Raw genomic sequence first — 11,715 nt, 5'->3', positions numbered from 1 at the left:
CCCGATCCCGCCGGGTGCCGGCCGGGATCCGGCGGGCAGCAGCCATCTGGCCCGCCGCACCGCCCCGCCTGCGAAACCGCCAGTGCAAGCACACCACCACGCACGGAACCACGGAGAGCCCCATGCCCACCACCGTGAAGAACCCCGGCACCGGGCAGCCGTGGGCCGCCCTGCGGCACCTGCTGGACCTGCTGGAACAGGGCGCACCGCTCGAACACTTCTCACGCCCCGCCGATGAGGTCACCGAGGCGGACGTCTGCGAATCCGAGGCGGCGGCAATCGCGGAGGCCACCCAGGTGGCACTCCGGATCCGGCGCACCCTCAGCCAGCACCGACGGCGCGAGGCCGAACTCGCTGCACTCTTCGACACCGCCAGCGACCTCGCCGCGCTCAGGGACCTCGACGCCGTGCTCAGGGCGATCACACACCGGGCCAAGCTCCTCCTCGGCACGGACGTGACCTACCTGTCCCTCAACGACGACGAGGCCGGCGACACCTACATGCGGGTCACCGACGGATGCGTCTCGGCGGCGTTCCAGCAGGTGCGACTGGGCATGGGCGAGGGCCTGGGAGGACTCGTCGCCGAATCCGCCCGCCCCTACACCACCGGCGACTACCGCGACGACCCGCGCTTCAAGCACACCACGACGATCGACAGCGCTGTCGTCGAAGAGGGCCTGCGGGCCATCCTCGGCGTACCGCTGCGCCTGGGCACCCGGGTGATCGGAGTCCTCTACGCCGCAGACCGCTCCGCCCGCACCTTCAGCCCCGATGAAATCGCGCTCCTGTCCTCCCTCGCCGACCACGCCGCAATCGCCATCGACAGCGCCCGCCTGATGGACGAGACACGCACCGCACTGGTCGACCTCAACGAAGCCTCGCAGACCATCGAAGCGCACAGCGACGCCATGCGCCGAGCCGAGGACGCCCACGACCGGCTGACCGACCTCGTTCTGCGCGGAGGCGACGTCTCCGACGTCGCGAGCGCCATCGGCACCGTCCTCCAGGGCGAGACCCTCATCCACGACGCGGATGGAGCCGAACTCGCCCGAGTCGGCGCCGACCCGCAGCCCCCGCCCGCGCAGGCCGTGGCCACCTCCAGGGCCGGCGGCCGCGCCGTGCCTGTCGACGGAACCTGGGTGTGCGCAGTCCTCGCCGGACACGAGCTCCTCGGGAGCATCGCACTGACCGGCCGCGCCGACCTCGGCGAGGCCGACCGCCGCCTCTTCGAGCGAGCCAGCGTCGTCACCGCCCTGCTCCTCCTCCTGCGCCGCTCCGTCGCCGAGACCGAGGACCGCATCCGCGGCGAACTCCTGGGAGATCTCCTCACCCGGGCCGCCGATCCCAGTAGCCTCTCAGCCCGCGCACGCCGGCTCAAGGTCAACCTCAACCACCCGCACACGGTCTTCGTACTCCACGCAGAGACGATTCCCCGGCAGCGCCTGCTCGCGGCGGCCGTCCGCACCGCCCAGACCCGCCAAGGACTGGCCGGACTGCATCACGAAGAGGTGGTTCTCGTCTGCCCCTCCAGCACCCCCAGCGCATGCGCCATGAATCTCGCAGACGAACTGAGCCAGGCCGTCGCCGTGCCGGTCACCATCGGAGCCGCAGGGCCGGTCATCGGCCCGGAAGACTTCGCCGCCGCCCACGCGGAAGCCCGACGCTGCCTGTCCGCCCTTCGCGCCCTGGGCCATGACGGGACAGGGGCCGCTCTGGCCGACCTCGGCTTTGTCGGTGTCCTGCTCGGTGACCAGACAGACTTACGGGGCTATGTTGACCAGACCCTGGGCCCGATCCTCAAGTACGACACAAAACGCGGCACCGACCTCATGCACACGCTCCAGGTGTATTTCGCCGCCGGAATGAGCCAGACCAAAGCGCGAGAAGCCCTCCATGTCCACATCAACACCGTGGTGCAGCGCCTGGACCGCATCGGACAACTCCTCGGCCGAGACTGGCAACGCCCTGAGCGGGCACTCGAGCTCCAACTCGCGCTGAGGATCGCCCAGGTGTCATCAGCCGGCGGATCCGCGGCGCCGTCGGATGCGTAGTTCGCATCCTGCGTGGCTCCCGGTCGCTGGAAGGTCGAGAAAGCACACCCCGCCCCGGGCTCTCCGATCACTCGGGGCGGGTTCCCGGTCCTGACACCTGACGCGCTTCGTCACCGCCGGCCTGGACGACAGCCTCGACCTCATCCGGCAGCCGCCCGCTACCGCAGCCTCCGCCGGAACGGCCCGGCTCGGCCCGGCCCGGCAGCAGATCCGACACCACCCCCTCGCCCGCCCGCCACCGCCCGAGCAGCACCTACACCTGGCGCCAGGAGATCTTCAGCCTCGCGGCGGCCGCATCCGCGTCCGCCAGACCCACCGCGTGCTTCTCGGCGAGCGGCCCGACCACCTCGGCCTGCCGCATGGCGATATTCCACGTCCGGGCGGGCGCGGTCAGCACCCCGTGCTCGGTCACCCGTCCGTCTGCCACCCGGAAGCCCTCCGTCGCGCACACGACTACGACCAAATTGACCGTGGCGCAGGCGACTTCGGGATGTCCGGAGAGTACGCAGTTCCCTGCACTCGGCGACGAATCCCCCGCTCGTCCGTGCACGCGACTACGGACATTCACGATCGCCGGGGCGAGTGTCGCCATCGTTTTCCGACGCTGCGGACGTCCGGGAACCGGGTCGTGGAACGCGCTGGGGCTTCTGGCCGGTAGACCGTCCCGGTCCGTCGCCTCTGCGGCAGCGGTGCGTACGGTGGAGGCGTGAAGATCTCCGAGATGGACGGGGCCCGGCTGACAAAGTGGGCCGAGCAGCGCATCCCTGCGCACGCACGAGCCGAGGTCGGTGTGGGCTGCGCCGTACGCGGCAGCTCCGTCGTGATCACCGAGGTGCGTGCCCCGTGGGACGGTGTCGGTGACTGGACCTCGCGCGAGGTCGCCCGGCTGCGGTACAGCGATGAGGGATGGCTGGTGGACGGGGCAGACCGTAACGGCCGCTGGCATTCGCGTGATGATCTGCCGGCCACGGCGTCCTTGGACGACGCTCTGGCCGTGGTGGACCATCCTCGCCACGCGTTCTGGGGCTGAGCCCGCTCAACTTGCGGTGGCTGAAGGCGCCGCCGACCAGGACCGCTGTCTCCCGGCCGCCGCTCTTGGGTGTGTACCGGTCGTACACGATCGTGGTGCCGTCGGCCGAAGTGACCGTGTGCGTGGTGCTCATGAATGCTCCCGCCTCGCTGTTGCGGTGTCGGTGGTGGCGTCGTAACCCCCGGCGTCCGGTCGGGGGGCTTCCGCGGCGTAGGGCGCCGCTTCGGCGACGGCGGGTCGTTGGGACGGGGCGAGCCTGGGATGCCGAGAGGCCGGACTCTGTCGAACCGCGCAGCTGCCTCGGCCCCTGTCACCAGGTAGCCCCGGCACGCCTGCTCGGTCCCGGCTCAGCCCTGGTCGGCCGGCTGGTAGGTGCACACGTGCACGCCTCCGTCACTGACCACGGTCGAGGTCAGCTTGAGGGTGCGGAGCCGGCCGTCGTCCGGGAAGACCGTCTTTCCGCCGCCGAGGATCACCGGCATGACGATGAGGCGGAGTTCGTCGACGAGGTCCTCGCGCAGGAGGCTGCCAACCAGCGCAGCGCTGCCGGTGACCGCCAGGTCGCGGCCGTCGGCTTCGCGCATCTTCCGGATCGTGGCGATGGCCTCGGTGCCGGGGATGCGTGTGGTGTTCTCCCACATCGCGCGGTGGGCGAGATCTTGCCGTTGATGGCACACGGGAAGGCGCACCAACAGTGGTGCGCCTTCCCGTATATCGAGCCGGGCCACGAGGGCGGCTCGACGCCCGCTATCGCCTCAGTCGCGCTCCCCCCCGGGATCCCTCGGGTGGGGATGCCCCCCGCCGACAGCCGCGACCGCGTAGCCGGCACCGTAGGCCGCGACGCCGATGGCCACTCCGGCGGCGAAGGCGGCGGGGGTCGCGAGGACCGGCGCGAGTTCACCCATCTGCAGGGGCCGGTCGGCCCTCAGCGGGAACTCGGCCAGTGCCCCACTGGAATTCACATGCTCGGTCAGTACAGACATGACAACTCCAAACTCGTGTCGTGGTGGGTCAAGAAATCGAGCCGAGCCACAGGAGCGGCTCGATGCCCGCTATCGATGCGGCGGGCCTGGCACGTTTCACTTGCGCGCAGGGCCGCTCGCGGGTTCCCTCGCGCAGTTCCGTCGCGGGATCTCTCCGGGGAACGTCACCAGTTTGTGGCCCGGACCGGAACCGCAGCATTGGGGGAACCCCTATGGTTCCCGCCACGGCAACCGAGACCTGATGCGGCCATGTCCCTCTGGTACCAACTACTTTGACCCGGGAAAATCAGCAGGCGGAAGCCGGCGAACGCGTACGTGCGCCGCGAGTCATCCCTTGTCCTCACGCCGAACCTGCTGATTGGTGTGAGTACTTGTACCCCGACGCCACCACCTACCGGCACGATCTCGTATGCCAAGGCGACTCCAGTCGAGATGCACGTCGCCGCGCGCAGGTCGTCTACCGTGGACCTTCGTCACGATCAGCCGGGACACCCTGCGGGCCTCCGAGGCCATGCAGGACCGCGCGGGCGATGCGTCACCTCGTAGCCATTTCCAACAGGTGGGGTGCCGTAGGCCTTGTCGGCGCGCAGGCGTTGGGGCCGGTGGACGATGAACCGGCCGCGCGGCGGCGGGTGGAGTGGGCCACCGGCAGCCTGGTCGACCACCGCTTCCGATACGCCTTGGCCACACCAACGCGGTGGTGGCGGTGGCGACGGGGGTGGCCGACGGCCGTACCGTGGCCGGCAGCGGCGATCGAACGGTGCGGGTGTGGGATCTGACCACCGGCCAACAGGATGGGCGGGAGTTGGTATTCCCGCAATAGGTCCGGCACCCGCGTGGCGGTCGGGTCCGGTTCAGTGGTGCGGACCATCCGGCCGCGGACGGCGCCGGAGAGCCCGGCGTCCTTCAGCAGCCGGGTGACGGTGCATCGGGCGACGTCGGTGTAGCCGCGGCGCTTCAACTCGGCCCAGACCTTGCGAACGCCGTGGACGCCGTGGCTGGTTTCGTGGAAGTTCACGAATATGGCTGGACCTCACGTGCTACCCGACCGCGCTGCTGTCGGCCACCAGGGTTGCCAGCGCGGCGCGGGACGACACTGCCGTCTTGCGGTAAATCCGGCCAAGGTGGGACTCGATTGTGCGGCGGCTGAGGCAGAGCTCGGTGGCGATCGCCTGACTGGTGAGGCCTTTGGCGACCAACTTGGCGATCTCCCGCTCGCGTAGGGTCAACTTGGCCAGCGCGTCGGCCGGTGCCGCCAGTGTGGCCGGGTCCTCGAACACCGCCGGGCGTACCAGTTCGGCCAGATCGGCCAGCAGTCGTGCTCCGCCCGCCGAGGCCAGGTGGGAACCCCTGTGCCACATGGCGACCGCGCGGGGGCCATCTCCGGCGGCCTTCATGAGCGGAGCACCGAACAACAGGGATTGCGCCTCCCGGAGCACCGCCCCGAACCGCGCGCTGTTCGCCGCGGCTTCGACGTACAGGCGGGCCGCCATGGCCGTGTCACCCCGGTGTGCCGCGATCTGGGCGTGGCTGCGTAACGCTGCTCCGCGCTGGGCCAGCAGGCCGAGCTGTTCGGCTTCCTTGTGGGCACGCTCGGCCCAGTGTTCGGCTTCTTCCAGGTCACCGGTGGCGAGGGCGGTGGCCGCGAGCAGTTCCAGGAAGTAGCACCGTACCGAGGGCTGCAGCCGCCGCAGGTTCCTTCCGAAACCGCCCGGGTGCAGCAGGATTTTCCGTGTCCGGTGTGGATCACCGGCGATGTAGGCGGCGTGGGCGAGCATGCACCAGGCCAGTGACGCCCACCAACTGTTGCTCGTTCCGGCCGCGGCCACCGCCTCCTCGGCGACGGCCAGTGCGGCCAAATCGCCCGGGGGGCGTGCATGCTGCAGGATCTGGGACCTGAACGCCAGGGTGAAGGCGAGCAGTTCGCTGCTGCCCAGGGCCCGCGTGATGGACTCGGCCTCGTCGGCCAGTTCCAACGCGGTCGTGATCCGGCAGGTGTTGAGGTGGACGTGCGCCTTGCACAGCAACAACTGCGGCAGCAGGTAGAGCTGGCCGGTCCGCCGGGCTATCTCCAGTCCCCGGTTGGCGTGCCGTTCCGCGGTGGCGTAATTTTCCAGAAGTACTTCGGCCCAGGCCAGCCTGCACAGGGATTCGCACAGGCCGGCGAGGTCGTTGTCGGTCATCGCGTCCGCCAGCTGGGCCGCAGGTTCGGCGAACCTGCGGGCAGCGGCCATGTCGCCCTCGTACCCCTCGCCCATGGCGGCCAGCGCCAAGGCGCGCATCTCGCAGATTTCGTCGCTGTGGGAACGTGCCATCGCCAGCGCCTCGGTGATCTCCGTGCGCACCTCAGGAAAGCGGGCGGCGGACAGCGAGCAGTGGACCAGTTGCAGGCGGAGTTCGACCGTCTGGGCCGCCGGTCGTCCGGGCGAGCGGGCAAGTTCGCGGCGCAGCAGCGCGCCGCTCTCCGTGTAGCGGCCGAGCCGGCACTCCATGAGGGCGCAGAGCGCCACCGCGGAGGTGCGGACGTCGTTCTCATCCTCACCTGGCATGTCGATCAGTTGGTGCAGCAGCTTACGGCTCTCCCTCAACCCGCCGGTCACGCCGAGCGCGTGGGCACGCCGTAGCATGAGTTTGCGGCGTCTGTCAGTGTGTTCCGGGGTGTCCGGAAGAAGCCGCAGCACAATCTGCTGCCAGTGGGCGGAGATGGCGGGAGCCGTCGCGGCGATCTGTTCGGCGGCGGTGGTCAGTACGGCGGCCGCCTGCGGGTCCCATCTGGTCAGTGACTGTTCGAGGTGGTGTGCCCGCTCGACGGCGGACGCACCGGCCCGTTCCAGCTCCGCTGCCGCCCGGCGATGCAACTCCTCACGCTGCCAAGGGGGGATGCAGTCGTGGACCAGCGCCCGGATCAGCGGGTGGCGCAGCGCCAGCCCGCGCCCGCCCTGCCCCTGCCGCAGCAGGTCGCGCCGCATCACCTGGTGCAGGGCCTCGATGATGTCGGTGACGCGGGCGCTGGTGATGGCACTGATCAGGTCGGGAGTGGCGTGGTCGCCAAGGACAGCTGCGGCCTCGATAGTCCGGCGTTCCAGCGGGCTCAGCGGCGACAGTTCGTCGAGCAGTAGCGCTTGGAGGTCAGCGGGCAGACCATCCGGTCCGCCGAACGCGGCAGAAGCCTGCCGTGTGGAGCAACGCACCTGCGGGAGTTGGGTCCCGCGATGCGCCTTGAGGAGAGCGAGGAAATACAGCGGGTTGCCCTCACTCGCCAAGTAGAGCTCGGCTGCCTGCGGCCCAGGCAAGTCGGAGGCGAGCTTTTCGACGCAGTCACGTTCGCCGAGCGGCTCCAGAACGAGCCGCAGCACTGTCCCGGTGTCCACACCACGGGCCAGTCCGGTGGCGAGCGCTGTCGGCGCCTGACGGTTACGGCGTGAGACGACCAACAGCAATGGCGCCGGGGCCGGATGCCGAACCAGGTGGTCCAAAAGCCCCAGCGACGCCGGGTCCGCCCAGTGCAGGTCGTCCAGGATCATCACCAGTCCCGGGCGGCCAAGACGGCCCAACACGGCCGCCGTCGCCTGGTAAAGGCCGAACCGGTCACCGGTCACCGGCCCGCCCGGCCCTTCAATGACGCCTCGCAAAATCGGGGAGAGCTCCGACAGAACCGGATAAGCCCGAAACGCTCGCTCATCGAGATCAGCGAAAGCATCAGCGAACGGCCGGAACGGGCTGTGCCGCTCGTACTCCGTAGCCCGGCCACGCAGCACGGTCAGCCCCCGGCGGCGGGCCCGCTCGCAGAACTCCACCAGCAGCCGACTCTTGCCGATGCCGGCCTCACCCGTGACATCGACGACCGACGGACCGCTTTTCCCCAGCCGCTCCAGCACGCAGTCCAGCCGGCCGAGCTCCGCGGCCCTGCCGACGAACGGCGCCATGTCCACGCGCAGTTCCGGCCTGTCATACGCCTCAGTCACGACGAATCCCCTTCTTGGCACAGCCCGGCACACCGTTTCGAAGTCGGCGGGGGAACCGGCGGCTCCTCCGGCCGTGCCCGACGCTGCCCGCCGGACATCAGGCCCTGGCCTGTGCCAGGACTTCGCCCAGCCGATCGCACATCCAGTCCAGTTGATCGGGCTCGATGACCAGTGGCGGGGCGAGCCGGAGGGTGGAGCCGTGGGTGTCCTTGGCGAGCACGCCGTGGTGCAGGAGCCGCATACAGGCATCGCGTCCGGTGATCAGTGCGGGGTCGAGGTCGATACCGGCCCACAAGCCACGGGACCTGACGGCGACCACGCCCCGGCCGGTCAGATCCTCCAGCCGGCCGCGCAGCCGCTCGCCGAGAGCGGCCGCGCGGGCCTGGTACTCACCACTGCGCAGCAGCCCGACCACGGCATGGCCGACGGCGGCGGCCAGTGGGTTCTTCGCGGACGCCTACGCGCTGTTCTGCGCCGAGCCGGCCGTCCTGCAGTGGATCTCGCCGGCGCTCGCGCAATGGTTCGAGATCGGGTCCCACCGGGTCGGGCAGCCGCAGTGACGCCGGCGATGCCGGGGTGAGCCGCGCCGAGGTATCGGCGTGACGCCTGACGGCCTGACGGCCTGACGTCCCGACGGCGTGACCGTGGGAAGCCGCGTGGCGGCGGGACGCGCGACGGCGCGGCTGTGGAGGGGCGGGGCAGATTCGCCCCTCCACGGCTTGTCGGCTCGGGTTCGAGCTCGTGGTGGACTCGGGTCAGCGAAACGCGGCCGCGTGTTCGCCCAGGAAGTTGTCGAGAGTCCGCGGCGGGCGGCCGAGGAGTCGCGCGACGTCGCCGGTCGGTCGTTCCGGGTGGGTGACCGCCAGGCGCTGGATCTCCGCCACGTGCGACGCGAGCCGGTCCGACATGCCCGCCGTGCGGATCAAGTGCTCGCGGAAAGCCTCGGGCGGCAGGTCGACGTAGCGGATCGGGCGTCGCAGCAGGAGGCTGAGCCGTTCGGCGAGTTGCGGGTGGCTCACCGTCTCGCCGCCGGTCAGGTGGTAGGTGCCGCCCGCCACTTCGGGTCTGGTCAGCGCCGCTTCGGCGACGTCGGCGATGTCGCGGACGTCGATGTAGTTGCACGGCGCGTCCTGCATCGTGCCGACGATGACGCCGCCGTGTCGGATCCCCGGGGCCAGGAGCGGCAGTTTCTGCATGAACGCGTAGGGCCGCAGGACCGTGTGCGGGATCTCGGTGCCGCGCAGGTGTTCCTCGATGGTGTGGTGGTCGCGGGAGACGGCCACCGGGGAGTCCGGCCCGGCCTCGGGTGCGGACAGCTTCACGATGTGCTCGACGCCGCACTCGACGGCCATGTCGACGGCGTCGCACTCGAGTTCGACCTGGCGTGGGCCGTTGGCCATGGCGAGGAACACCTGCCGGGTCCCGGTGAAGGCCGAGCGCAGCGTGTCGGGGTCCTCGGCGTCCGCGCGGACGACGTCGACCCGGTTGCCGTGGTGCGGCCGGTCCGCGAGTGCCGCCCGCAGCGGTTCCGGGTGTCGGGTCAACGCGCGGGCGGGTACGCCCAGTTCGGCGAGCCGAGCCAACAGGGCTCCTCCGGTGGCGCCGCTCGCGCCCATGACGGCGATCATCCTCATGCTCCTTCGCTGCGGTGGTGGGTGGGGGTTCGACGCCAGACGCCGCGCCAGCGCCACGTGATGATGGTGGCGGCGAGGGCGGCGGACAGCGGAAGGTCGATGCGCAGGCGGGTGAGCCAGGCCGCGTCGGGTACGGCGGTGTGCGCGGGTATCCACTCGGCGGAAAGCCCGGCGGCGGCGCCGAGGATGCCGGCGACGAGGGCGAGCGCGGCGATGAGCAGCACCTTGGGGGCGGCGAGCGTCCACGGGCGCGGGCGGCCTCCGCGCTGGAGCCAGGTGCCGACCAGGGTCGCGACGAGGGCCGAGGTGCCGGCTATGGACGTGACGGCGGCGATGGCCAAGTCGCTCTGCCCGGTGGCGATTCCGGCGGCGCCCGCGGTGAGGGCGGGGGCGAGGTAGGCGACGGCCACCTCGCGCCACAGGGTGAAGGGTGGGGGCATCGGTTCTCGATCTCCAATGATGATTAGGTAGCTAACTATATGGCCGTGAGAAAGGCGAACCGCCCGACGGGCAGGGCGGTTCGCCTCGCTGCGCCTCGGCCGACTAGGGCTTCTCGACGGTCAATGCCCCGATGCCCTGCGTGATCCGCCCGAGGAGGTCGAGGAATACGCCCCGCTCGTCGGGTGTCAGGCCGGACACCAGAGCCTGTAGTCGGTCGAAGTGCTCGGCCGCCATGTCGCGCAACCGCTGCGCGCCGCGGGCGGTCAGTACGACCACCGCGCCGCGGCCGTCCTCGGCGGACGCGCGACGCGCGACCAGCCCGTCCCGCTCCAGGCCGTCGACCAGCCCGGTCACCGTGGCCCGGCTCACACCGAGAGCGGCGGCAAGCTGCGAAGGGGACTTCTCGCCCTCGTGGTCCTCCAGGTCGACCAGGAGTCGATAGCGACCGGTGGACAGCCCGAAGCGCGCGAAGTGCACCTCGGACGCCTGCCCGAGTCGGGCGCCGGCGGTCATGAGCCGGACGGCCACCAGTACCGCCTGCGGGTCGGCGGACAGGCCGTAGCGGTCGATCTGCCGCCGGGCCTGATCAAGGGTGGGAGCCGCGTTCGCGGCATCGTCGTCGTGCGCCATGGAAATTAATATGGCACCTAACTACTTCATGGTCAAGCCGGCCGTCGAGGACCCGATGGCACCTGACTGCCTGACTACCCGACTACCTGACTGCCTCTTGGCCAAACCGGCCCGCCGAGGACCCCGGCGAGCACACCGGCGCCCACGAGCCGGGCGGTGCGGGCCCGGGCCCCGCGCGGGCGCACCAGCCGCGGGCCGCCGCGTCGCCCGGGGCGACGCGCACCACCGAAAGCCCGGGAACCCCGCCCAACGCGCAACACATCACCGTCCCCTGCGCCTCCCAGAGCAACCGCACATCCGCCACCGTCCCGACGAACGCTGGATCGTGAAGCCCCTTCGCCCCTCAGCGAACACGCCATGCTCGGCGTCGTCGCGCGATGTTGAGGAGGTCCCGGGGGGCGCGGCGTCAGACGGTGCGCGCGACGGCAAGGGAGCGACCGTGTGCGGGGAAACGGGTGGCCGGATCGGTCACGAATCGAGAAGCGTGGGTCGGGGAGACGCGCCTAGCATGATCGTCATGGACATCACCATTCACACGAGCGTTCTCCCGCATGACGACCCGGACGCGTCCCTGGCCTTCTATCGCGACGCCCTCGGCTTCGAGGTCCGCAGCGATGTCGGGCAGGGCAAGATGCGCTGGATCACGGTCGGGCCCGCCGGTCAGCCCAGCACGTCCATTCTCCTGGCGCCGCCGGCCGTCGACCCCGGGGTGACCGAGGACGAGCGCCGCACCATCGCCGAGATGATGGCCAAGGGCACCTACGGCTGGATCCTGCTGGCCACCCCGGACCTCGACGGCACCTTCGAGAAGCTCCAGGGGGGTGACGCCGAGGTCGTCCAGGAGCCGACCGAGCAGCCGTACGGCATCCGCGACTGCGCCTTCCGCGATCCCGCGGGCAACCTGGTCCGCATCCAGGAGGTTCGCTGACCCGTCCGGTTATCGATACCGGCTCGTCGACTCCGGCAAGTCGGTCAACGCCA

At 70.5% G+C, this 11,715-nt stretch carries 11 protein-coding genes and 1 pseudogene; 3 read left to right on the top strand and 9 right to left on the bottom strand.

Features of this window, described 5'->3' with window-relative positions:
* Positions 1-122: 122 nt before the first annotated feature.
* Complete coding sequence (locus tag OG928_RS35215) at positions 123-2,051, top strand: GAF domain-containing protein (RefSeq protein ID WP_331766055.1); 1,929 nt, start codon at positions 123-125, stop codon at positions 2,049-2,051.
* 253 nt (positions 2,052-2,304) lie between these two features.
* On the opposite strand, the gene OG928_RS35210 is transcribed toward OG928_RS35215, so the two are convergent.
* The gene (locus tag OG928_RS35210) at positions 2,305-2,478 is read right to left on the bottom strand and encodes a hypothetical protein (RefSeq protein ID WP_331766054.1); all 174 of its coding nucleotides are present in this window, start codon (positions 2,476-2,478) and stop codon (positions 2,305-2,307) included.
* Between the two features lie 279 nt (positions 2,479-2,757).
* Between OG928_RS35210 and OG928_RS35205 the strand changes: the two genes are divergently transcribed.
* Positions 2,758-3,081, top strand: coding sequence for a DUF3024 domain-containing protein (locus OG928_RS35205; protein ID WP_331766053.1), 324 nt, complete (start codon positions 2,758-2,760; stop codon positions 3,079-3,081).
* Positions 3,082-3,428: 347 nt separating this feature from the next.
* On the opposite strand, the gene OG928_RS35200 is transcribed toward OG928_RS35205, so the two are convergent.
* From OG928_RS35200 to OG928_RS35165, 8 genes and pseudogenes are all read right to left on the bottom strand, one after another.
* Positions 3,429-3,770, bottom strand: coding sequence for a dihydrofolate reductase family protein (locus OG928_RS35200; protein WP_331768226.1), 342 nt, complete (start codon positions 3,768-3,770; stop codon positions 3,429-3,431).
* 66 nt (positions 3,771-3,836) lie between these two features.
* Positions 3,837-4,064 (bottom strand): hypothetical protein, encoded by a 228-nt coding sequence (locus OG928_RS35195; RefSeq protein ID WP_331766052.1) that lies wholly within the window; start codon positions 4,062-4,064, stop codon positions 3,837-3,839.
* 856 nt (positions 4,065-4,920) lie between these two features.
* Positions 4,921-5,088, bottom strand: a pseudogene (locus OG928_RS35190) (IS3 family transposase); the annotation flags it as partial.
* 16 nt (positions 5,089-5,104) lie between these two features.
* Positions 5,105-8,029, bottom strand: a complete 2,925-nt coding sequence (locus OG928_RS35185; protein ID WP_331766051.1) for an AAA family ATPase — start codon at positions 8,027-8,029, stop codon at positions 5,105-5,107.
* 97 nt (positions 8,030-8,126) lie between these two features.
* Positions 8,127-8,468 (bottom strand): aminotransferase class III-fold pyridoxal phosphate-dependent enzyme, encoded by a 342-nt coding sequence (locus tag OG928_RS35180; protein ID WP_331768225.1) that lies wholly within the window; start codon positions 8,466-8,468, stop codon positions 8,127-8,129.
* Positions 8,469-8,784: 316 nt separating this feature from the next.
* Entirely contained in the window at positions 8,785-9,657 is an 873-nt protein-coding gene (locus tag OG928_RS35175) for an NmrA family NAD(P)-binding protein (protein WP_331766050.1), read from the bottom strand.
* 2 nt (positions 9,658-9,659) lie between these two features.
* Entirely contained in the window at positions 9,660-10,103 is a 444-nt protein-coding gene (locus OG928_RS35170; protein WP_331766049.1) for a hypothetical protein, read from the bottom strand.
* A 103-nt stretch (positions 10,104-10,206) separates the two neighbouring features.
* Entirely contained in the window at positions 10,207-10,734 is a 528-nt protein-coding gene (locus tag OG928_RS35165; protein ID WP_331766048.1) for a MarR family transcriptional regulator, read from the bottom strand.
* A 517-nt stretch (positions 10,735-11,251) separates the two neighbouring features.
* Here OG928_RS35165 and OG928_RS35160 point away from each other — a divergent pair.
* Positions 11,252-11,662 (top strand): VOC family protein, encoded by a 411-nt coding sequence (locus OG928_RS35160; RefSeq protein WP_331766047.1) that lies wholly within the window; start codon positions 11,252-11,254, stop codon positions 11,660-11,662.
* The last annotated feature ends 53 nt before the right edge of the window (positions 11,663-11,715 follow it).

The organism is Embleya sp. NBC_00896, assembly GCF_045207785.1.
Taxonomy (GTDB): domain Bacteria; phylum Actinomycetota; class Actinomycetes; order Streptomycetales; family Streptomycetaceae; genus Embleya.
The sequence above is the reverse complement of the archived record's forward strand: the minus strand, read 5'-3'. Positions and strand labels throughout refer to the sequence as shown.